Source organism: Rhodococcus sp. SBT000017 (assembly GCF_003688915.1).
Taxonomy (GTDB): domain Bacteria; phylum Actinomycetota; class Actinomycetes; order Mycobacteriales; family Mycobacteriaceae; genus Rhodococcoides.
In genome coordinates this window covers 3092614-3116184 of the sequence record NZ_REFU01000001.1, presented here as the reverse complement: position 1 = coordinate 3116184, position 23571 = coordinate 3092614, and the positions used below count along the sequence as shown (strand labels likewise).

Genomic DNA, 23571 nt, shown 5'->3' with positions numbered 1-23571 from the left:
GAAGGTTCGGCCACCATCCATCGCCGCGCCGTCGGGCGGACTTCCGGCTGGGCAGACTGATCGAGTGCGCATCGTCCAACTCGCCAACTTCTACGGACCACGGTCCGGGGGATTGCGGACGGCCGTCGACCAGCTCGGATCGGGGTACGTCGCAGGGGGTCACGAGGTGACGCTGATCGTGCCGGGAGATCGATCGAGCGAGACGCTCCTGCCGTCGGGAGTGGTGCGGATCGAGGTGCCGGCACCGCGGATCCCGCTCACCGGTGGATATCGGGTGGCCGACCCGCGCCGGGTGTCCTCGGTGGCGGCCGCACTGCGGCCCGACGTGATCGAGGTGTCGGACCGACTGACGCTGCGCGGCATGGGTGCCTGGGCCGCGCGCCGAGACGTACGCAGCGTGATGATCTCCCACGAACGCCTCGACCGGCTGCTCGCTCAGACGATGCCTATGCGCTGCGCCCGCCCCGTCGCGGACCTGGCCAACCGGCGCACCGCCGACTCGTACGACGCCGTCGTGTGCACCACGGAGTTCGCCCAACAGGAGTTCGACCGTATCGGCGTTCGCAACGTGCACCGAGTGCCGCTCGGCGTGGATCTCGACCTCTTCCATCCGCGTCGCCGGCAGCCGGGCGAACGATCCGCCTGGCTGGGCAACGCCGATCGGCTGCTCGTGCACTGCGGCCGACTGTCGGTGGAGAAGCACGTCGAGAGAAGTATCGATTCGCTTGCTGCGCTGTGCGATTCGGGAATGCGGGCGCGGCTGATCATCGCCGGCGACGGCCCCCGCCGAGCCGGCCTCGAACGACGAGCCCGCGGTCTACCCGTCGACTTCCTGGGTTTCGTCGACGGCAGAGCGGCCGTCGCAGCCCTGCTGGCCTCGGCGGACATCGCTCTCGCGCCTGGACCGCACGAGACATTCGGGCTCGCTGCGTTGGAATCGCTCGCTGCGGGCACCCCCGTCGTCGTCTCCGAGACCTCGGCGCTGGCGCAGATCGTCACCCCGCACTGCGGCGGATCCTCCGAGAACACCGCAGACGGATTCGCCGCCGAGATACAACGAGTACTCGAACTACCGGTCGACGGCCGCCGCATCGCCGCCCGGTTGCGCGCCGAACAGTTCGGATGGCCCGCGTCGGTGTCCGGAATGCTCTCCGTACTGGGCGGTCGCGCAGCCTGAGATCTTCGCTACCCTGAGCACATGGAGGCAAGGGATCTGCGAGTGTCCGATGCCGAACGCGAACACGTCGGAGAGCTGTTGCAGCGCGCCGTGGGCCAGGGCATGTTGTCGCTCGGCGAGTTCACCGAGCGAATGGACACCGCATTGGCGTCGAAGACCCGCGGTGAGCTGAACTCGGTTCTCGCCGACCTGCCCGGGATGCAGATCGCCGAGGAACATCGCCCGGCACCGAAACCCTTCGCCGCGCCCACCCCGCAACCGGCCCCGCGCCGCGTCGTCCAGGAGCATTGGGGGCACGGCAGCGGCGCGTCGGACACACTGCGCGGCACCATGTCCACCATCACCCGCAAGGGACCGTGGAACGTGCCGCCGAGCCTGCGCGTCTCCACCCGCATGTCCACGGTGACACTCGACTTCACCCAGGCTGTCATGTCGACGCAGGTGGTCGAGATCTACGTCGACGACTACTGCAGCACCGTGACACTGATCGTGCCGACCGAGGCGACCGTCGATCTCAACCGCGTCGAGACGGTGGCGGGTAGCGCCACCAACAAGGTCCGCACCGGGCCGCCGTACGGGCCGCTTCATCTCGTGGTCTCGGGCAAGGTCCGCTTGGGCTCGGTGACCGCCAAGCATCCCTTCGGTAGCTCGATCCGTCGCATGTTCGGCTAGCGAGGCGCTTCTACTCGAGGGATCCGAGTAGCACTACTCACGCTTTTCGGCGGCAATGCTCGCAGGATCTAACCCATGACTTCTTCCCAGAACTCCGGGCTGGATCCGCAACTCGTCGCGCGACTGTCCAGCCGCTTCGATTCCCTGGGCGACCACATGCGCCAGGTGGCCGTCGATCTGCAGACCCTGCAGTCACAGCTCGATCCCGCGGCGGCTCCCGCTCCCACGCGGCAGGCTTCGGTGCCGGCAGCTCCCGCCGTACCGCCGCCGGTAGCGCCACCCCACATGCCCCCGCAGCCCTACGGCCAGCCGTTCGGCCACACTGTTCGTCAGCAGATGGTTCGGCCGCAGCCCGCCATGAATTACCCCGCACCACCCAGGGGGCCGGTCGTCGCGCCTCGACCGCCGGCTCCGCCGCGCGAACCGTGGTGGCAGCGCGACGGTGTCATCAGCCGTCTGCTGGCTGTCGCCGGCGCAGGCGTCACCCTCGTCGGTGTGGTGATGCTGCTCGTTCTCGCCGCACAGGCCGGGTGGTTCGGCCCTCCGCTGCGGGTCGCCGCGGGCGCAGTGTTCTCCCTCGCGTTGATCGGCGGCGGCGTCCGAGTGTTCGGCCGGTCGGGCGGGCGCATCGGCGGTATCGCCCTCGCCGCCACCGGCATCGCGGGCCTGTACCTCGATGTACTCGCGACGTCCGTCGTGTACGGCTGGCTCGATCCTGTGATCGGCCTGATCACCGCATTCGGAATTGCCGCAGCCGGAACGGCACTCGCAGTGCAGTGGAAGTCGCAGCCGATGGCAGTGCTGATTCTCGCCGGCGTCGCAATGTGCGGACCGGTGCTGACCGACGGCCTCACCCTGACCTTGGTCGCGTTCCTCATCGCCACCTACGTCGCCAGTTTCCCGGCCCAGATCGGTCGGAATTGGCAGCTCCTGCAGGTCGTTCGGACCGTACCCCTCGTCGGCGCGGTACTGGCTGCCATCGCGAGTGCTGACCTGTCCGGATCCACCGGCGGCCTCTGGCTACTCCTGGTCGTCGTGTCGGTGGCCGTCTTCGGCATCGGCACGTCACTGGAGTTGTTGCGCCGCAACGTCTCCGATGTGGTCGCCACCGTGATGATCGCTCTCACGTCCCTGCCGGTGCTGGTCTCCGCGGACGTCTTCGACCGCGCCGCGACCGTCAGCGTCCAACTGGTTCTCGCTGCTGCAGCTGCGGCCATCGTGATTCTGGTGAGCTGGCTGCCGGGGCACGCTCGTATCACCGTCGCGGTGATCGGAGCGCTGGCGATGCTGCAGGCCGCAGTCGAGTCGACGACCCTCGAGATTCGACCTGTCGTGATCTTCGCCGTCGCCCTGACTCTGATCGCGGTGGCTCACAGCACCCGCTCGACACTCGCATACTCGATCGGCAGCGGATTCGGCGTGATCGGCGCACTGATGTTCGTCTCGGTCAGCCCTCCACGGGCGCTGCTGGACTCCGATCACGCAGTGGGCAGCGTCGGTATCGCCCTCGGCGGAATCCTGCTCGCTGCAACGGCATTCGCCTTCGCCTACGTGCTCGCCGAATTGAAACTGGTCGACGACGGACTGCAGACCCTCGGCATCGTCTCCGGCGTACTCGCGCTGTACGGCCTGACGGCGGCCACGGTGACCCTCGGCATCGGAATCGGCGGCGAAACAACGGGATTCACCGCAGGCCACACCGCGGCAACCATCGAGTGGATGATCGCAGCCTTCGCGCTACTGGCCTTCGGGCTGCGCAGCGTCACCCACGCTCACCTGGCCCTGCTGGCCGGACTGTCCCTGACCGCTGCGGCCATCGCGAAACTGTTCCTGTTCGACCTCGTTGCCCTGGACGGACTCTTCCGGGTCATCGCCTTCATCGCAGTGGGACTACTGCTACTGATCGCCGGTACCCGATACGCCAAGGTGTTCGCGGACCGAGAGAGTGCGGCGGTTTCCTCCTGATCCCCCCGCTGCGTGAATGGACCACTGCATACGTCTCGGCGGTGCAGTGGTTCATTGACGCGTTGTGGGGGCGGGGAAGCGGGGGGCGGGGGAGCGGGAGTCAGGAGTCCTCGGGAGTCGTTTCACCGAGTCCGAGCTTGCGCTGCATTCGCTTCATGCCTGCCGGTGCCCACCAGCTCGCGTCCCCGAGCAGTTTCATCGTCGCGGGCACCAGGAACATGCGAATGACGGTGGCATCGATGATGAGGGCAGCGATCATGCCGTAGGCGATGTACTTCATCATCACCAGATCGGAGAACGCGAAGGCACCGGTGACGACGATGAGAATCAAGGCCGCGGCGGTGATGATGCGTCCGGTGTGCGAGGTGCCGATGTGGATGGCTTCGCTTGTACTGGAACCGTTCTCCCGTGCTTCGACCATGCGGGAGAGCAGGAAGACTTCGTAGTCGGTTGACAGCCCGAACACGATCGCCGCGATCAGCAGCAGAATCATCGCCATGATGGGCCCGGGGGTGAAGTTCATCCACGCGGCCCCGTGACCGTCGATGAAGATCCAGGTCAGGATGCCCATCGTGGCACCGAGTCCGAGCGTTGTCATGAGCACCGCTTTGATCGGCAGCACCAGGGATCCGAACGTCAGGAACATCAGTACGGTCACGATGAAGACGACGAGCACCGCCATCAGCGGTAGGCGCTCGACCATGGCGTCGATCGAGTCTCGTTCTATCGCAGGCGTTCCCGTCACCTGCACCGATGTTCCGTCGGGGGTGTCGATGCTGCGAAGGAATTCGATGGCGGGTGCTGCGTCGTTGCGATCGATCAGTCCGGCCTTGAAGACGATGATGCCGTCCTTGCTGGCCCCGACGGGCGTGAACTGCTCGATCAGGCCGGGAGCATTGTTCGCCTGGGTGGTGATCGCGGCCAGATTCTGCCCTTGCGCGTTCTCGATGACCAGCTTGATGGGCTCGGTGCGCTGGCCGGGGAAGAGTTCGTCGAACTGTTCCTGCGCCACCCGCGTCGGATTGTCCGGCGGCAGATACGTCTCGTTGATGCCGCCGAATGCGATGTTGCCGATCGGCAGTGTCAGGGCCAGCAGCCCGAGCACGATGGTGACGACCACCTTGATGGGATTGCGCATCACCCAGGTGGTGAGCTTGCCCCACCTGCCGTTCTCGATCTCCTCCGAGGACTTGGTCTTGCGCATGAACGCGAAACCGAGAGCATCGACGCGAGGGCCGAGGATCGACAGGATGGCCGGAAGTACGGTGATCGCGGTGAGCGCTGCGAGAGCGACCGTCGCGATCGAACCCAGTGCCACCGAGCGCAGGAACCCGTGCGGAAACAGCAACAGGCCACCGAGGCAGGCGACGATCATCGTCGCCGAGAACGCGACGGTGCGACCGGCCGTCATGACCGAGCGCCTGACGGCATCGGGCGTCGATCGGCCGTCGCCCAGCTCTTCTCGAAAACGCGACACGATGAACAGCCCGTAGTCGATGGCCAGACCGAGTCCGACCATCGACACCACCGGTGCGACGAAGCTGTTCACCTCGGTGACGTGGGTGAACAGCTTCACGATGCCGTTGGCCCCGACGACGGTCAGCGCACCGACGATGAGTGGTAGCGCGGCGGCGACGATGCCGCCGAAGACGAAGAACAACAGCACCGCGACGGCGGGGATGGCGAGGATCTCCATGCGATGGATGTCGTCGGTCATCGTCGACTGCAACGCGGCAGCCACGGCTTGCTGACCGGTGACCTGGACGTCGACCCCGTCGATGTAGAAGGCGTCCTGGACGGCCTGAAAATTCTCGGTCAGTTCGGTGTCGTCGGCACCGACGATCGCAATGCTGGCGATGGCGTGCTGCTTGTCGGCAGTGCCGAGCGCCGCGAGAACCGGAGCCTCGGCCGTCCGGAAATAGCTGCCGTTGATCTTCGCGATGCGGTCCGGGTGCTCGGCCACCAGCGAGTCGAGGTTCGAGACGATCGCGGCGTCGAACTGCGGGTCGTCGATGGTCGAGCCCTCGGGAGCGGTGTAGAGAACGATCACGTCGCCCTGGGCGTCGCGGCCGAACGTCTCGTCGGCGAGATTGCTGGCGGCAGCCGACTGCGACGTCGGATCGTCGAAACCACTCTGGCTCAGGTGGTCCGTGAGATCCCAGCCGTACGCCGCCAGGATCGACAGCCCGGCCACCATGACACCGAGAACGGTGTATCGGAGGCGGTGGACGAAATTTCCCCATCGAACGAACACGTGTGTGTAGCTCCCCCTGGATGCACGCGACTACCGCCGCCACGTGAGTGAACACTTCGGCTCAGGGAGGTTAGCCGATCACATGAGCGTCAGCGTGAACGGTTGCGCTCGCGTGCGAGCAATTCGCTGACACTGAGCACGTGTCCGTTCTCGCCGCCGCGGTGACGACCGCTGTCGCTGCCCTCGGTGGTCGGTGCGGCCCGGCGGCCCGACGGCTTCTCGGACGGGGATTCGCTCGACGCGGATCCGTTGCTGTGGCCGTTGCTCTCGGACCCGTTGGCGCCGTTGGTGCCGTTGCGTTCGGACCCATGGCGTTCGGACCCGTTGTTGCTGTGGCCGTTGCGTTCGGAACGGCTCTGCGTCGAGCTGTTCTCGTCGTGACCGCTGTGGTTCGAGCCGTTGGCGTTGGAGCCGTTGTGATCGGAGCCGTTCGCGGTGGAACCGTTGCGCGTTGTGCTCGGGGGTGGTGATGCGCTGGGTGCTCGCAGGTCGGCGAGCCAGCTCTCGATGGAACGAGAGTCCGGTTCCTCGGCGCGAGGTGCGCGAGCGGCCCGGGCTCGGCTCGGCGGCGGTGCGGACGGGCTCGGTGCGCGGGGCGGCTGAGCCGTCGGGGGAGCAGCCACCGGGTTGACCGGAGGTGCGGGCCGGACGACGTCTGCTGCCTGGGTCGGTTCCGGTTCGACGGTCGGGCGCGGTGCCACCGGTCGGCTCGGGGCAGGCCTGGGAGCGGGTCGTTCCTGCGGAGCAGCCTCGGCCCGAGGAGGAGTGGGGGTAGGTCGAGCAGCCGGTGCCGGAGGTGTGGCGGGAGCCGCGCGGGTCGGCTCGGGTGGGGTTGCCGGACGCCCCGTCACACTGCGTCGGGATTCTTCCTTCGCGGCGTGGGTCGCTCGAATGGGTCCGCCACCGTGCGGTGCGACCACGGGAATGGGTTCGGTGAGCGGCTCGTTGCGGCGCGGTTGCGGACGCATCGGCGGCGCGACCGTACTCGACGGTGCACCGCCTGCGAGCGCGAGCTCGGGCACGTCGTCGATGGCGAGCAACTCGTCCTCCAGAATCGTCTCGCCGAGTCCGAGCTTGCGCTGAATGCGCTTCATCCACTGCGGGGCCCACCAGCAGTCGTCGCCGAGCAGTTTCATCGTGGCAGGCACGAGGAACATGCGGATGAGGGTGGCGTCGATGATGAGGGCCGCGATCATTCCGTAGGCGATGTACTTCATCATCACCAGATCGGAGAACGCGAACGCTCCGGTGACGACGATGAGGATCAGCGCCGCAGCGGTGATGATGCGTCCGGTATGCGAGGTTCCGATACGGATGGCTTCGCTTGTGCTGGCGCCCTTTTCGCGCGCCTCGACCATACGAGAGAGTAGGAACACCTCGTAGTCCGTGGACAAGCCGAACACAATCGAGATGATCAGCACCAATACCGGAGCCATGATCGGCCCAGGGGTGAAATTCATCAGCCCCGCACCGTTGCCGTCGATGAATATCCACGTCAGGATGCCCATGGTGGCACCGAGACCGAGGACGGTCATGAGCACCGCCTTGATCGGCAACACCAACGATCCGAACGTCAAGAACATCAGCAGCGTCACGATGAACACCACGAGCACTGCCATCAGCGGCAACTTGTCGATGAGTGCACTGATGGAGTCCTGCTCGATGGCAGGGGTACCGCCGACGAGGACCGTCGCGCCCTCCGGCACGTCGATACTGCGCAGGAAGTCGATGGCGGGCTTGGAGTCGTTGCGATCGACCAGTCCGGCCTTGAAGACGATGATTCCGTCCTTGCTGGCACCGACCGGGGAGAACGGCTCGACCAGGCCGGGAGCGTTGTTGGCCTGCGTGGTGATCGCCGCGAGCGTGGGACCCTGCGCGTCCTCGATGACCAACTTGATGGGCTCGGTCCGCTGGCCTGGGAACAGCGAATCGAACTCGCCCTGCGCTTCACGGGTGACGTTGTCGGGAGGCAGGTAGGTCTCGTTGATGCCGCCGAACTTGATGTTGCCGACGGGCAGCGTCAGGAGTACCAGGCCGAGCACGATCGGGATGGTGACCTTGACGGGATTGCGCATCACCCAGCGGGTGAGCCGGCCCCACATGCCGTTCTCGATCTCCTCGCTGGACTTGGTCTTGCGCATGAACTTGAGACCGAGTGCGTCGACACGTGGGCCGAGGATCGCGAGCATAGCGGGCAGGATCGTGATGGCCGTCAGCGCGGCGAGTGCGACGGTGGCGATCGAGCCGTAGGCCACCGACTTGAGGAAGCCCTGCGGGAACAGCAACAGACCACCCAGGGACGCGACGATCATCGTCGCGGAGAACACCACGGTACGACCGGCCGTCATGACCGTCCTGCGCACGGCCTGTGGCGTCGAGTAGCCGTCGCCCAGTTCTTCTCGGAATCTCGAGACGATGAACAATCCGTAGTCGATGGCCAGGCCGAGGCCCACGAGCGAGACCACGGGTGCGACGAAGGAGTTGACCTCGGTGAAGTTGGTGAACACCTTCACGATGCCGTTGGCTCCGACGACCGTCAGGCCGCCGATGATCAACGGAAGCGCGGCCGCGACGACGCCGCCGAAGATGAAGAACAGCAGCACCGCGACGGCGGGGATGGCGAGGATCTCCATGCGCTTGATGTCGCCGGCCATCGTCGACTGCAACGCGCCTGCGACGGCCTGCAGGCCGGTCACCTGCACGTCCACGCCGTCGATGTAGAAGACGTCCTTGACGGCCTGGAAGTTGTTGGTCAGTTCGGTGTCGTTGGCACCGGCGATCGCAATGCTGGCGATGGCGTGTTGCTTGTCGGTGGTGCCGAGTGCGGCGAGGTTCGGAGCAGTCGCCGTGCGGAAGTAGCTGCCGTTGACCTTCTCGATCTGGTCCGGGTGGTCGGCGGCGAGGGAGTCGAGATTGGCCACGATCTCGGATTGGAACTCGGGATCGTCGATCGTCGATCCCTCGGGCGCGGTGTAGAGGACGATGACGTCACCCTGCTTGTCGCGACCGAACGTGGTGTCCGCCAGACGGGCAGCCTGGGCCGATTCCGACGTCGGATCGTCCCAACCGCTCTGACTGAGATGGCTGCCCAGATCGAGACCGTAGGCAGCGAAGCCCAGCAGCCCGGCCACCATGACACCGATAACGGTGTACCGCAGGCGGTAGACGATGTCTCCCCATCTGGCGAACACTTAAGAAACTCCTTGGCGCCCGACGAGCAGGGCGGACAGCGGTCGGAAGGGCTGCAGCCACGCGCCTTCGTCGGGAAGCGAATCCAGACTCACCCGTGGCAGTGGCTCACGGAAGACGCCCGGGATGTCCTCGAGGTCGAGGAATTCCAGGATGTCCGACGTGACAGCCCAGCTTGCGTGCTCCCGGAAGCCCAGCACCTGTACGGGCACTCCGGTTGCTGCGATGGCCTCCAGCGGACCCTTGAACGCCTGACCGTCGGCGGACGCGACCATGACTCCGGCGAGGCCGCCGTCACGGTTGCGGAAGTCGATGTGGTCGAGCATGTCTGCGTCGACGTCACTGTCTTCGTCGACCTTGGGCTTGGCGAACACCGCGAAGCCCACGTTACGCAATGCTTCGACCCAGGGTCGGACCACATCGGCGCTGCCGGGGGCGATGTTGGTGAACACCGTGGCCTCGGGTTCGAGCGTCGCGGTGCCGGAGGTGGAGAGTTCGGCGGTGCGGCTGAGCAGCCATCGGCCCAGGGCATCGAAGCGCGGACGGTAGGCGGCGGTGGGTCGGCCACCCAGAATTGCGCCGAGTCCCATGTCCAGGTTCGGGGCGTCCCACACCAGCAGGACGCGTTTGCTGTGGCGCGTTTCACCGATCGCGCCGAGTTCTGAGGGGTCGACCACGGTGTCGGGCATGTCCGTACTGACGCTCATGCTGTCTTCTTTCCCCAGATCAATTCCGTCACCGAGCTACCGACCAGCTGTGCCTTGCCCTCGAACTTGGTCACCGGTCGCTCGTGTGTCATGGGCGATTCCCAATCGAGAACGGTCAAACCGGGCTCGGCGTTCCCGGCCTCGGCAATCCACTCAGCGTATTCGGCATGATCGGTTGCCACGTGCAGAACGCCACCGGGCCTCAACCGATCCGCGATCATCGCGAACGTCGGACCCTGCAGCAGGCGACGCTTGTGGTGTCGAACCTTTGGCCACGGGTCGGGGAAGAAGACGCGGACGCCGGTCAGCGACTCCGAGGACAGCATGTTCTCGAGCACGTCCATCGCATCACCACGCAGCAACCGAACGTTCTCGATGCCCTCTCGTTCGATCTGCTGCAGTGTCTGGGCCAGGCCGGGTCGATAGACCTCGACGGCCATGAGATTGACGTGCGGCTCGGCCGAGGCCATCGCCGTGGTGGCCGTGCCCGTGCCCGAGCCGATCTCGAGAATCGCCGGGCCGCTGCGCCCGAACCAGGCGTCGATGTCGATCTGGTCGTCGGCGACGTCACGGCCGATACGCGGCCACAGGTTGTCCCAGGTGGTCTGCTGCGCTTCGGTCAGCGCTCCGCGCCGAGAGCGGAAACTCGTCACGCGGGGGTAGAGCCGTGAGCCCCGTTCCTGGGTCTTCACGGCATTCTCCTCGGTGTCGACAGAGGGGTCCTGGGGCTCGTTCACCGGTCCATTGTCGCGCATCGACGGGGCGTGTGACAGGTGGGTCTCGAGTTGAAGTTGAGACTTGCCGTCCTGCCGCTGATCAGCGGTGGGACGAGACCGACTAATTACAACGGTGCAATTCCTTTCGGTCGGCTCGTGAGCGCGCGTGTGTGCCAGAATCGGTGCCGCAGCAGGGGGCTGTGCGTCGCCTCTCGACGTGGGCGGCGGGGCGTTTGTTGGGGGAATCGATCATGGATGTCGCCGAGGCCGGTCTGGGCCTGTTGCGTGACCGCGCTGCGTCGAGCGACGCGCGTGAGGCCGTCGACACCGCCGTCCACGACCGCCTGCGGCCGATGACCGCACGGGTGACCGGCCGCGCAGGCGTCGGGAAATCCGCGGTTCTCGCCGTTCTCGAGTCGGTGCCGCTCGACGCCGACGGCCTCGATGTTCGATGGCGCGAGGGCAGAACGGACAGCAGCGAGGGCGAGGTGCTCGTCCACGTGATCGCGGGTGCGGTCTCGCCCGTCGACACCGCACTGCTGAGTTCTCGGCCGAGAGATGCCCTGGACGGGACCGTCGTCGTGCTGACGAAGGCGGACACCCTCGACGATCCCGCAGCCGCGGCCGCAGCGGCCTCGGAGCAGCTGGGGCGGACCGTTCTGCCGGTGATGGGAACCACCGCGGCGGGATTGCGGGGAGTGGGCCGAGCCGGTGCGCCTCTGGACATGGCCGACGTGCGTGCCGTCGCAGCGGCCGATCTGCGTCCGACCGACCTGATGACCGTCGATCGGTTTCGTGCCGCCGACCTCGCGGTGTCGACGCGTCGCAGAGAAGCGCTGATCGAATGCATCGAACTGCGTGGTCTCGCCCTGCTCGTCGAGGTGCTGCAGCGGTCAACGGCTGTGTCCGACGGTGAGGCGGTGCGCATGCTGGCCGACGCCACCGGTGCCGATGCCCTGATCGCTGCGGTCTCCGCGGCCGTGTCGGCGGCCGCGGGGGCTCGGGACGCCGAGCTGCATCGCAGAGTGCAACAGATCTCCGCCGGCCACCGGCGGGTTCGTGACGCCGTCGAGTCGTACCTGGCCTCGGACGAGGCGGTGGCTGCCGAGATGCGCCACGCGGCTCTGCGTCTCGGGGTGCCGATCGAGACCGGTTCGGAACAGGTCACGCTGGAGCAGGCGGTGCTGTGGAAGCAGCGGGCTGCCGCTGCCGGGGACCCCGACGTGCGTCGCTCGGCCCTCGCACTGTGCCGAGGGCACGTACGAATGCTGCGCGGATGACCCCGCTGTCGGAAGACATGAAAAGCGTTCTACGACGCTGGAATTCGGGTGCACTCGACGAGATCGAACGAGCCAGGGTCAGTCGACCCGCCGGGGTTCACCTCACCGGTACTGCAGGGTCGGGCAAGTCCGAACTGCGCCGCGAGCTGTCCCGTCTCGGCGGTGCCGCCATCCACTTCACCGACTCCATGGCCGATGCCGCCGTCGTGATGATCGTCGTCGACGCGTCGGCTCCGGTGGGCCGCGTCGAAGTCGAGCAGTGGCGAGCAGCCCTCGAATCCACGCCGGTCGTGTTCGTGGTGAACAAGATCGACGTGCATCGGCACTGGCGTGAGGTGGTCTCCGTCGACAGTGATGTCGTTGACGAGTGCGTCCCACGGGCGGTGGAGTGCACGTTCCACCCGATCTCGGTTCGGTTGGCGCGGACAGGTCGGGAGACCGGTGACGCCGCGATGTCCGCGGAGTCGGGTCTCGGAGCAGTGGCGGACCGCCTGGGCGCGCTGCTCCTGCAGGCCACGGCTCTCGGATCCCAGCGCAAATATTCTGCGGCAGTGCAGGACTGCGCGGCCGGAGCCAGAGCGTCGATCGTGGCAAGGGCGCGCGCGGTGACCGGTGGCAGTGATACGGCCGAACTCCGTGCGAGGCGAGCCGAGCTCGTCGGCGAACGGGACAATCTCGGTGGCGATCGACGGGCGCTGCTGCACAATCGAATTCAACGGGTACGCGTGGAGTCTCTCCATGCCGCCGCCGAAGACTTTCGCGCCCTGGTTGCCGAGGTCAAACGCACGATCGACGGGTCAGGACGTGCCGAACTCACTCATCTTCCAGCGCATGTCGCCGAGTCCGCGCGCGGAGTCAGGAATCGAGCCGACGCGGCGCTGACGGCCCGGTTGCGGGCAGTGGAGACCGATCTCGGGCTCACGCTGCTGCAGGCGGAACCGAGTGTCGCGGACGCCCCGCTCGACATCGGGGAGCCGTCCCGGCGTCGAGGGATCGAGGATGTCGTCATGATCTTTCTCGGCGCGTCGGCGGGGGTAGGACTCGGGCGGCTGGTGGTGTCGCCGATGGCGCTGGTGCCGGCCTGGGCGGTTGCCAACACCGTGATCACCCTCGTTCTCGGTGGTGCGCTCGCCTGGTGGATCACGCGGTCACGGGCGCTGGTGGCCGACCGCGCCCACCTGCGCGGCTGGACGCAGGAAAGCCTGGCCCGGGTGAAATCGTCGGTGGAGCAGCGACTGCTCTCGCGGATTCTCGATGCCGAGTCGGCGCTTGCGTCCGCCGTCTCGACTGCAGACCGGGACGCAGTGGCCCGCATCGACGTCGCACTTGCCGAGGTGGACGCCGAGCTGCGTCGGCTCGCCGACCACCGATCGGCGCTGCTGTCCGCCTGCGATCGCGATCTGTCGGCACTCGAGCGGGGGCTCGAGCGATTCCGCGGACCCGATCGTGGTGTGTTCGTTGCCCGCGAACCCGTCCATTTCTCTCCTGCACAGGTGGAACCGATCGTCTCTCCTGCACAGGTGGAACCGATCGGCGAGCCGGTGCGTCGGAGTCAGTAGGTGCAGTGTCGGTTGGTCGGGTTCGTTGGTCGAGGTGAGGAGCGTCGATGATCGCGGTGGATGGCGTCGCAGCAGGGGGCTTCCTCACGGAGGTCGAACCTCACGATGTGGACGATCCGGGTGCGCCCACGGTCTCGACGGACCTGTTCGATCTCGACGGGGACGGCCACTACGAGACAACCGTACGACGTACCGACGCCGGGATGACCGTGGCGACCGACGTCGACGGTGACGGTGTGACGGACAAGTTCACGGCGTTCGGACGTGACGGGCAGTACCGATCCTGGGAAATTTTTCGAGAAGCGAACGGTATCGGCCGGGGCGAAATGACCGAATCGGGCGAGCTGTAGTCCGTCCGTCCTGAATGGGCGTCGCCGCTGGTAGACGCCTTCTTGCGCGGATCTTTCCCTATCTGAATCGGTCCTGTGACTAATCGGACAACACCCTGTTTCCGGATTTACGTCGCTCGGCGTTAACCTGAATACCAGGACACCCGGCGCTCGACCCTCGGCTTGCTGTACCCGTTACGATGGTGTACTGCGGCTCGAACGGTCGAGCAGCGCCCCGCCGAGAGGGGAAAACCGAGATCTGCTCGCGCATGTTTGCCCACAGTGATCGTGCGAGTACTTCCCGGTTCCGGCTCACCCCAGGAGAGTTAGATGACCTCAGCCACCATTCCCGGTTTGAGCAGCACCGACAACGTGCCGACTCGACACAAAGAACTGCTCGCTTGGGTTGCCCAGGTAGCCGAACTGACCGAACCGGAATCCGTGGTGTTCGCTGACGGATCCGACGCCGAATGGGAGCGCCTGACCAACAAGCTGGTCGAGGCAGGCACCTTCACTCGCCTCAACGACGAGAAGAAGCCCAACTCGTTCCTCGGCAACTCCGATCCGTCGGACGTCGCTCGCGTCGAGTCGCGTACGTACATCTGTTCCAAGGAAGAGATCGACGCCGGTCCCACCAACAACTGGATGGACCCCGCCGAGATGCGGACGCTCATGACCGAGCTCTACCGCGGTTGCATGCGCGGACGCACCATGTACGTCGTGCCGTTCTGTATGGGCCCACTCGGTGCAGCCGACCCGAAGCTGGGTGTCGAGCTCACCGATTCGGAGTACGTCGTGGTGTCCATGCGCGTGATGACCCGCATGGGAAAGGCCGCGCTCGACAAGATCGGCGACGACGGATTCTTCGTCAAGGCGCTGCATTCGCTCGGCGCTCCGCTCGCCGAGGGCCAAGCGGACGTCCCGTGGCCGTGCAACGACACCAAGTACATCACTCAGTTCCCCGAGGATCGCGAGATCTGGAGCTACGGATCCGGCTACGGCGGCAACGCTTTGCTGGGCAAGAAGTGCTACTCGCTGCGTATCGCGTCGGCGATGGCCCGCGACGAGGGCTGGCTCGCCGAGCACATGCTGATCCTCAAGCTGATCTCGCCCGAGGACAAGGCGTACTACATCGCCGCTGCATTCCCGTCCGCGTGTGGCAAGACCAACCTCGCGATGATCCAGCCGACCATCCCGGGCTGGCGTGCCGAGACCATCGGTGACGACATCGCATGGATGCGTTTCGGTGAGGACGGCCGTCTCTACGCCGTGAACCCCGAATACGGTTTCTTCGGCGTCGCACCCGGCACCAACTGGGACTCGAACCCCAACGCGATGAAGACCATCGACCAGGGCAACTCGGTGTTCACCAACGTCGGCATGACCGACGACGGCGACGTGTGGTGGGAGGGCCTCGAAGGCAAGCCCGAGCACCTGATCGACTGGAAGGGCAACGACTGGACCCCCGAGTCCGGAACCGATGCCGCGCACCCGAACTCGCGCTACTGCGTGCCGATGGCTCAGTGCCCGTCGATGGCTCCGGAGTGGGACGACCCGAAGGGTGTGCCGATCTCGGCGATCCTGTTCGGTGGACGTCGCAAGACCACCGTTCCGCTGGTGACCGAGGCTCGCGACTGGCAGCACGGAGTGTTCATGGGAGCCACCGTCGGCTCCGAGCAGACCGCTGCTGCCGAGGGGACCGTCGGAACCGTCCGACGCGACCCGATGGCCATGCTGCCGTTCCTCGGCTACAACGTGGGCGACTACTTCCAGCACTGGATCGACCTCGGCAAGAACGCCGACGAGTCGAAGCTGCCGAAGGTGTTCTACGTCAACTGGTTCCGTCGCGGGGACGACAAGCGCTTCCTGTGGCCCGGATTCGGTGAGAACTCGCGCGTGCTCAAGTGGATCGTCGAGCGCATCGAGCACAAGGCCGCAGGCATCGAGACCCCGATCGGTGTGGTCCCCACCGCCGAGGCACTCGACATCGACGGACTCGACACCACCGTCGAGGACGTGGCCGAGGCACTCGCGGTGAACACCGACGAGTGGAAGGCCGAAATCCCGCTGATCCAGGAGTGGTTCGACTTCGTCGGCGAGAAGCTGCCCACCGGAATTCAGGACGAATTCGACGCCCTCAAGCAGCGCCTGGGCGCGTAGTATTCAATGCCGCGGCGATAATGCCGGGTCCGCAAATCTGCGGGCCCGGCATTTCGTGTTCAGGGCGAAGACCGTCAACCGCCTGCGCCGTCGCCAGTTCGTCGCCCACGACTTGCAATTCCCTTCTTCGAGTCCTCTCGGCCGCTTAGACAGGCCACCTACAGCGTGAAGCCGCAATTCAAATCGGAGGACCGCACCTACGATGGCGACGACGAACACAAACCTGATCTGGAACATCGCGAACCTGCTGCGTGGGCCCGACAAGTCCAACTAATGTAGCGATGTGATCTTGCCGCTCACCACCCTGTATCGCCCAGCAGAGATCCGTGCCCCCATCAAGGACGAGATCATCTCCGAGCACAGGAGAATTCAGGGCCTCGGGGTGGACCCTGGTGTCGTACTGAAAATCAACTTTGGATACTCCAGTCCAGTCGACTACCGAGACCAATCTTGAGCGCTGGAACTGCGGCGATCTCGACCGGAGTGGAGGGGCCCGACTGGTGTGCGCCCGGTTTGGACTATAGGGGCGGACGTTACCCGCTCGGGGTCGAGTCCTTTGTCCTGAACATGGTGGACACACTGGTGCCCGGGCTGTCCACGCTGACCGAGAAGGCTCGTTACTTCTCGCTGTATTGGGCCCTCGCGGCCTACGCCGAAGAGCATGACTGGGATCGGGAGTTGTGCCGAACGGCGCTTCGTCGCGCCGAAGTGGCCCTGGCTTGGGCATCCCTGTCTTCCGACGCCGACGTAGCCGCTGCAGCGGGGCGCACGTCGCACGGCGCTGACCGTGTCGCCAAGATCGTCGCTGCAGGAGACGCCGCGGGCCTTGCTGAACTTGGCGAGAGGTCGTATTCGCCACGGGCATGGGGCTTTTGGTCGCAGTACAGGGGCCCCGCCGTGGTTCTTGGCATTGTCTCGACGGACCGGGATGCACTGCGGTCAGGCTCACGATCTTGTCCCCTCGCCATTCGAGCGATGTTTCGCCCGCTGCTCGACATCGTGGCGAAGAGGCCGGTCAAGGAGGCCGACCTTGCGGGGGTGGAGAGGTTGACTCGAATATCCATCGAATCTCCGGACCTGGCACCGCTGCGCGAAGTGCTGACAGCGACAGTGAGCGGCACCCATGATCCAGATGCATGGACCTCCAATGACGGCACGCGCCGCTCCACCCTCCGGATCATGGGGCGCGCAGTCCAGCGCCGCCGTGAGGACATCGGGTGGCAGCGAATTCTCACCGATGCCGTCGTCTACGGCGGGGATCTATTGGCAGATCCCGTCTTCGCCCAGGAGATCGAGCGTGCCGAGGCGTGGCGGGGCACTATTTTGCGACATCATTCCGTTGGCGCATGGCGCAGCCTGTGGTCTGCCCTGGTCGAGGAAGTCAGCACCGCGGGTGAACCGGTCTCGCGGGATGAACTTCACAACTGGATACGACAGGGACTCAGCGGCGAGTCCGTGCGAGAGTTCCTGGCGGGCTGCCCTGACGTCGTCGATCGCTACGGATCTCCCTACCCCGCAGAACAGGAGGTCTGGGACTTGCTGGAACGACGCGAACGGAATCTGGCAATACTGCTGTTCGGCTCGCTACGCGTCGAGAATTTGTCAGGGCTTACGTTGAGTGCATTCTTGGGGAACAGACGATCCTCGCGTGGGCAGATTTTGGACCCGTCTTGGGTAGCCAACCGGCGGAAAGAATACTACGACCGGCCCTTGGCAGATTTTGCGTGTGCCATGGTCGACGACATGCTTGCGCAAGCCCATCGGGTATCGCTCCGGAAGTTGTCAACCGGAGGAGGGCGGATGATGCTGCGCACCAAGTTGTACGAGATGAACGGACGGTATTTCGCGACGGGCTCCGAGGGCGCTGGCAATGTGGGCCTGCGTGCCGCCCAGTTGGGCATCGTCGCCTCGCAGGTCGGTCTGTTCGACGTCAGCGATGATGCTGTCCGGACCACCGATCTCGGCCGCGCTCTGTTGGATCTGCCCCGGTGACGGATGCCAAGGTCGAATTCCACTCACCGCTCACGCTGCTTGCGCAGTGGAGAGACGAAGGCAATGCTCGCTTGCGAGAAGTGCTGGTTACCGGATTCACCCTGGACCTAGCGTTTCTTGAGAGGCATTTCATCAGTCCGGCTCGCGCGTTGGGTGCGCGCATCACTGTGCTGTCCGACCCCCACCACTCCATCCACGACGCACTCGAAGTCCGCTCCGCAGGGCGGACCTATCAGCACGGCAATGCCAGTTGCAGCGGTGCCTTCCACCCCAAACTTGTTCTGCTGGTTGGGGACACGCATGTTTGGGCTGCCATCGGTTCCGGCAATCCCACCACCTCCGGTTGGGGACACAACGACGAGCTATGGCTGGTGCTCCGATCCGGACTCGAGCGGGGGCCTGCCGGGCTTCGTGAGCTGTCCGTCTGGTTGCGAGATCTGCCTGACGCGGTGCGCATGCCGTCATGGATCGCTGCGACCGTCGACGAGATTGCCACGATGATCGATCCTGGCAGCGTCGACGAATCGCTGCCGGATCTGCGTATCCTCGGCAACCTCGATAGGTCGCTTTTTTCCCAGCTTCCGTCGGGGCCCACTGATGTTGTGCGCATGTATGCCCCGTTCTTCGATCCTGCCTCGGCCGCAGTCCAATCCCTGATCGACAAATTGCAGCCGGAGCAGGCGATAGTGGCGGTGCAACCTCGATGGTCGCAGTTCCACGGCGAGGGACTGGTCGAGTCCATCTCCACCCTGCCGACAGCGGAGTTCCGCTTTCTCGCCGAAGATCGTCTTCGCCACGGGAAACTCGTCGAATGGGCGTCGGGCGACCGAGTGACCGCATTGGTCGGGAGTGCCAACATCACCAGAGCCGCGATGCTCAAATCCACGACGTCCGGAGGCAACTGCGAACTTGCGGCTGTCCACCCCGTCCCGCACAGCTTGATGCCAGACGGCGCGCCCGTCACCTCCGAGGTTCTGCGCGGCCGCTCTACGATTCCCGCCGCCGCCCAATTAGCGAAGCCCACCGTTCCTGTGACCATCCTTGGTGCTCGACGCCATCATGATCAGATCGAAGTAGAGCTGTTCACCTCCGGCACCACACCGATCTGCATCGAGGCCAGTGCGACTGGTGCTCCCGGCGATTGGCAGCGGTTTCACATGCACCGACCAAAGCAGCGAGGCCCAGTTGAAATCTCGTTCAGCGCGCCCCCATTATTTGGCGAAGCTCTCCGTGCGGTCGTCGAATCAGCGGACGGACCTCACGTCACCCCCGTGGTGTTCCTGACCGACAGCGCTCGCTGTCTGCCCCGGAGCACCGACCCGGTTGGGCCGCGGCTTGCTCGGGAATACGCCTACTCGGAACTGTTCACCGACCCCGAACTTGCGCGAATCTTCGACCGCGACCTGAACAGGCTGCTCCGCACTCTGGCCGATCAACGCAGTCCCGGCGGGCAACCAAAAGCGTCCGGCCCGCGTACGCCGAACGCTACTCAGGATGACAGATGGGGGAACTGGCTCACGAGTACGGAGCGGCGGCTTGGCCCCTCCTTGACCGGATTGGTACTTCCAGGCTTGCCCAAAGGCGAGGTTGCCGAACCCACTCGGTGGGCGGTGGACCTCGACGAGCCGGGTCTCGACCTGACCGATGACGAGGATGCCGAGGATTTCGAGCCGGAGGAAGATGGCCCAGAGCAGGGTCACGCGCCGCACATAGATTCTGCCCTGCACAAACTTTGGCGTCAGAACGCCCGTCGCATGCGGAGCGCAGCCTCCGCAGAGCCCCCGCCCCCGCTTGAACTACGCATGCTGGTGGCAGTCCTGCATTACCACCTCCTAGCTGCAGGCGTGTGGGGGGAAGATGAATCGTGGCGCTTGGAATTGGCCGAAGTTCTCGAAGCCCTGGTCAAATCGGACAAGCAAGCTGAGCGCATCGACGAGGCCGAAATGTATGTCGCGTCTCTGGTCGCTATCGGTCTGGCTCTGCTCTCTCAAGATGCACATCTGCGTGGCGGTACACCGGAAGATATTCTGCTGCAGAATATTTGGGCTGAGGTCGGAATTTTCGCCGCGATAGCGGAAATGGAGACCGTAGAAGAATACCTGCGGACCTCGGATGAGACCTACGCGCAGGTAGTCGGCCCATCCGACGTCGAGGCGGTGATAGACCTCGCTGAGTCTTCAGTTAACGATCCTTTTGCCGAGGTGCAAGCCGCGCTGGACGCCGAGGGCTTCTCCGTCGATCGAATCGAGGGGGCCTGGCGAGCGTCGACGGATCGGGAAGCAATAGTGCGTGTTGCGGCACAGATCGCCACCATCATCGATCGATCGTGCGCAGTTCTGGTTGACGGCCTGGACTCCACATGCGCATTCCTCCGCGACGGTGCCGTTATCGCAGTCGCCCAAAGCACTCAACCACAGTGGCGGCTGTTCAAAGTATCGGTCGTAGGCACCCCGCTGTCGGCGCTGGGAGGCGGAGATGGGCAGCGGCCATGGCGCAGATGCCATCGAAGTCAACCGTCCTCGGAACTGCAGGAAATGGCCGAAGGAATCGGAATCGAGCTCAAAAAGATCGAACTTTACTTGCGTACGACGTGAGGCTGCATCGAGTCGTTCGGATACCTCTGGCGCTTAGGGCGGAACCTGTCTCAGATTTAAATTCAGTAGGAAGAGGCAAACGGAACCGACGATCTGAACCGCCCCACGGGCCCTGAGTCTGGAATTATGGTCTCGGGTGGTCGATGCAAGCGCTGGCGGACTGCCCACCGAGATTCAGGACGAATTCGACGCCTCGAGCAGCTTTTGGGCGCGTAGAATTCACGACACAGAACGGGGCTCACCGAGGGGTGGGCCCCGTTCTGGCTGTGTGGGGTAAATATCGCTTCTGCCAGCTGTCGGCGAGCCGCGATGGTGCGTCTCTCTGTGCGCCCTAGTGTTTCGGACGTGGTTGAACCGTTCCGCGTTGTCGACCTGGCTGATTGGACCCGCGGCGAAAGCGAGCCGGGTGGTGCAGAGGAGAAGCGGTGGTTCACTGCGCCGGACGCGTCTTCTCAGTCGGGGCGCTGGTTGTTCAAGCCGCGCCGAATCAAGGAACTGACGCTTTCGCGGCAACGCCGGGCGCGCGGCGATGCACCGGATCTCTTGGTGCGGGGCGAGGATTGGGCTGAGAAGATTTCCTACGAACTCGCCCGTCTGGTCAGCGTGCCGGCAGTCGAGACGGAATTGGCCACAGTCGTCCGTCGCGGAACCGAGGAAGCGGTCCTGGGATCCATGAGTCGAGATATGCGGCCGGAGCGTTGGGGCTGGACTCCAGGTGCCGCACTCCTCGCTGAGCATGATGACGATTTCGATTCGGAACTCAGCCGCGGGCATTCGCTTTCTGCTGTCCTGACTGTTCTTGCTCCAATGAATGGCCCAGTCGGTACCGAGTTCCACAGCTGGCCTGCGTTCGACGTCTTTGCCGGTTATCTCGTGTTCGACGCGTTGGTCGCCAATACCGATCGGCACGCTCATAACTGGGGGGTCCTGCAGAATCCGACCACCGGCGTGGTGTGCCTGAGTCCGTCCTTCGACCACGGTTCCGCGCTGGCCAGCGGGAACGGCGACGTTTTCCGGGCAGACCGTGTGCGATCGGGAGCCGTTCAGCAATGGTGCTCACGGGGTGTGACGAAGCGGTTCGACGGCGGCGTCGCTGTCGGACTCGTAGACATCGCGATGCAGGCCCTGTCGCTGGCGAGCGCGGATGCTCGACGTTATCGGCGCGATCGAATCGTCGGTCTCAACCTCGACCTGTGCGACGATGTGATCAACGCTGCTCCCAACTTGTCGGACCACACCCGTACATTCGTGCAGATAGCGGTAGCAACGAACCGAAGGCGACTGATCGATGCTCTCCATTGAATTTGCACCCATAGGTGCCGATGCAGCCATCGGTGTGCGCAGGTCGAGGCTCATCGTGACGCGTCGTGGAGTGGCGGACAGCACCTATCGCGCGGTCGGATACCTCGACAAGGTCATCGACGACGGCCAGCCGTTCTACGAATTCAGGTATCTCGAGGCAGCAACGCACGACGCGCATTTCCTGCCGATCGTCGGATTCGGTGATGTGCATCGCCGGTACCGTTCGAGCCGACTTTTTCCATCGTTCGCCGATCGGGTGATGAGTGCAAAACGCCCGGATCGATCCGTCTATCTCGCCGGTCTCGACCTCGAATCCGATGCCGACGCTTGGGAGATCCTCGCCGCATCGGGAGGCCACCGCGAAGGCGACCCCATCGAGTTGATTTCTTTGCCGACGTGGGATTCGGAAACGCGCGAGACCACAGCGCATTTTCTCGCGCATGGTGTTCGCCACTGCGACGCGACGGCAGGTGCATACATTTCTACTCTCGAGTCGGGTGCACCACTCATGCTGGAAACGGAACCCGGCAACGAAACGAACCCCAATGCTGTCCGGATCGCAGGTGCCGGTATGCATCTTGGCTACGTGCCCGATCCGCTTCTGGATTACGTGCACGCCGTAATGCTTTATGGTACTTGCGAATTGACGGTTGTCCGCGCCAACCCGCCTGAAACGCACCCGCATCTGCGCCTTTTGCTGAGTCTCACCGGTCGTTGCGACCAGTTCGTTTTCGACAAGTCGGAGTGGCTACCGGTCCCGTGACTCGGGTGCGGACTCGTGGTGGGGTCTGCCCCATCAGGCAGTGAGCGCGGCTGCGCCGGCCAAGGTGCCGAGTCCACCCAGTGCCGCGGGTACCACCTGCAGGCCGTCGAGGAACTTCAAGCGGGCATGCAGTCCGATCGACTCCTGAATCGGATTCCACAGCGGTGGGCCGGCCTGAGCGAATCCGCCGCCGATCACCACCATGCGCACATCGGTCAGCGCGACGGCGGACGCGATCGCTTGACCCAGGGCCACCCCGGCACGCTGCAACGAGGTGATGGCAATCGGGTCCCCGGCGGTGGCGTCGGCTGCCAGTTCGGTTCCGGTGCTGCCGGTCCAACCCAGCTCGCGCGCCCACCGCACCGCCGACGGCCCGCTCGAGACGGTTTCCACGCATCCGATTCCGCCGCACGCGCAGGGCGTCGTCGAACCGGGAACGACAATGTGGCCGATATGGCCGGCATTGCCGCTGGCACCGGCGACGATCTTCCCGCCCAGTACCAACCCACCGCCGATGCCGGTGGACACCACCAGACTCAGCACGTCCGGCACACCCACGGCAGCACCGAAGCGGTGCTCACCGAGTGCCGCTGCGCTGCCGTCCATCGCGAGACGGATGTCGGCTTCGGGAAGCACGGCGGAGATGTGCTCGCTCAGACCGAATCCGTTCTTCCATTCGTCGATGTTGATCGGTGCGACCGACCCGCTCTCGAGATTCACCGGCCCGGAGCACGCGACGCCGATGCGGTCGATGTGCTGTCCAGGAGCGATCTTCCGAAGCAACGAAGCGCATGCCGGCCACACCCCGGACTCGGGAGTCGGCACCGTCACCGGATTCTGCGGCCGTCCGTCCTCGCCGACGAGTGCCGCCGTCATCTTGGTGCCGCCGATGTCGAGCGCGAGTGCTGTCAT

16 protein-coding genes are annotated in these 23571 nt (G+C 65.0%); 11 read left to right on the top strand and 5 right to left on the bottom strand.

Annotation, left to right across the window (positions count from 1 at the left end):
- Positions 1–64 precede the first annotated feature (64 nt).
- The 3 genes from AYK61_RS14460 (at position 65) to AYK61_RS14450 (ending at position 3814) form a co-directional block, all read left to right on the top strand.
- Positions 65–1177 (top strand): glycosyltransferase, encoded by a 1113-nt coding sequence (locus tag AYK61_RS14460; RefSeq protein WP_121871281.1) that lies wholly within the window; start codon positions 65–67, stop codon positions 1175–1177.
- Positions 1178–1198: 21 nt separating this feature from the next.
- Positions 1199–1849 (top strand): DUF1707 domain-containing protein, encoded by a 651-nt coding sequence (locus AYK61_RS14455; protein WP_121871280.1) that lies wholly within the window; start codon positions 1199–1201, stop codon positions 1847–1849.
- Positions 1850–1924: 75 nt separating this feature from the next.
- Positions 1925–3814 carry a DUF2339 domain-containing protein gene (locus AYK61_RS14450; RefSeq protein ID WP_183130285.1) on the top strand — a complete coding sequence of 630 codons (1890 nt, stop codon included), beginning with the start codon at positions 1925–1927 and terminating at the stop codon, positions 3812–3814.
- Between the two features lie 100 nt (positions 3815–3914).
- Here the strand turns inward: AYK61_RS14450 and AYK61_RS14445 are convergent, their stop codons facing one another.
- From AYK61_RS14445 to trmB, 4 genes are all read right to left on the bottom strand, one after another.
- Positions 3915–6068 carry an MMPL family transporter gene (locus AYK61_RS14445; protein ID WP_121871279.1) on the bottom strand — a complete coding sequence of 718 codons (2154 nt, stop codon included), beginning with the start codon at positions 6066–6068 and terminating at the stop codon, positions 3915–3917.
- A gap of 89 nt (positions 6069–6157) precedes the next feature.
- Positions 6158–9259: an MMPL family transporter gene (locus AYK61_RS14440; RefSeq protein ID WP_121871278.1), complete on the bottom strand. Its 3102-nt coding sequence runs from the start codon at positions 9257–9259 to the stop codon at positions 6158–6160.
- Complete coding sequence (locus AYK61_RS14435) at positions 9260–9964, bottom strand: NYN domain-containing protein (protein ID WP_094671015.1); 705 nt, start codon at positions 9962–9964, stop codon at positions 9260–9262. It lies immediately after the preceding gene.
- Entirely contained in the window at positions 9961–10719 is a 759-nt protein-coding gene (trmB, locus tag AYK61_RS14430; protein WP_121871277.1) for a tRNA (guanosine(46)-N7)-methyltransferase TrmB, read from the bottom strand. The genes AYK61_RS14435 and trmB overlap by 4 nt, the downstream gene beginning before the upstream one ends.
- A gap of 212 nt (positions 10720–10931) precedes the next feature.
- Between trmB and AYK61_RS14425 the strand changes: the two genes are divergently transcribed.
- The 8 genes from AYK61_RS14425 to AYK61_RS14390 all read left to right on the top strand — a co-directional run bounded on the left by AYK61_RS14425 (position 10932) and on the right by AYK61_RS14390 (position 22659).
- Complete coding sequence (locus AYK61_RS14425) at positions 10932–11960, top strand: hypothetical protein (protein WP_121871276.1); 1029 nt, start codon at positions 10932–10934, stop codon at positions 11958–11960.
- Positions 11957–13519: a hypothetical protein gene (locus tag AYK61_RS14420; protein WP_121871275.1), complete on the top strand. Its 1563-nt coding sequence runs from the start codon at positions 11957–11959 to the stop codon at positions 13517–13519. Before AYK61_RS14425 ends, AYK61_RS14420 begins: the two co-directional genes overlap by 4 nt.
- 47 nt (positions 13520–13566) lie before the next feature.
- Positions 13567–13869 carry a DUF6802 family protein gene (locus tag AYK61_RS14415; RefSeq protein ID WP_121871274.1) on the top strand — a complete coding sequence of 101 codons (303 nt, stop codon included), beginning with the start codon at positions 13567–13569 and terminating at the stop codon, positions 13867–13869.
- Between the two features lie 309 nt (positions 13870–14178).
- Positions 14179–16008, top strand: a complete 1830-nt coding sequence (locus AYK61_RS14410; RefSeq protein WP_121871273.1) for a phosphoenolpyruvate carboxykinase (GTP) — start codon at positions 14179–14181, stop codon at positions 16006–16008.
- Between the two features lie 567 nt (positions 16009–16575).
- Positions 16576–18000, top strand: coding sequence for a hypothetical protein (locus AYK61_RS14405; RefSeq protein ID WP_259468064.1), 1425 nt, complete (start codon positions 16576–16578; stop codon positions 17998–18000).
- Positions 17997–20594: a hypothetical protein gene (locus AYK61_RS14400; RefSeq protein ID WP_121871272.1), complete on the top strand. Its 2598-nt coding sequence runs from the start codon at positions 17997–17999 to the stop codon at positions 20592–20594. The genes AYK61_RS14405 and AYK61_RS14400 overlap by 4 nt, the downstream gene beginning before the upstream one ends.
- 345 nt (positions 20595–20939) lie before the next feature.
- Positions 20940–21896 carry a HipA domain-containing protein gene (locus AYK61_RS14395; RefSeq protein ID WP_121871271.1) on the top strand — a complete coding sequence of 319 codons (957 nt, stop codon included), beginning with the start codon at positions 20940–20942 and terminating at the stop codon, positions 21894–21896.
- A 70-nt stretch (positions 21897–21966) separates the two neighbouring features.
- Positions 21967–22659, top strand: coding sequence for a hypothetical protein (locus AYK61_RS14390; protein WP_259468063.1), 693 nt, complete (start codon positions 21967–21969; stop codon positions 22657–22659).
- Positions 22660–22692: 33 nt separating this feature from the next.
- Here AYK61_RS14390 and AYK61_RS14385 read toward each other — a convergent pair whose 3' ends face one another.
- The gene (locus AYK61_RS14385; RefSeq protein WP_121871269.1) at positions 22693–23571 is read right to left on the bottom strand and encodes an ROK family protein; all 879 of its coding nucleotides are present in this window, start codon (positions 23569–23571) and stop codon (positions 22693–22695) included.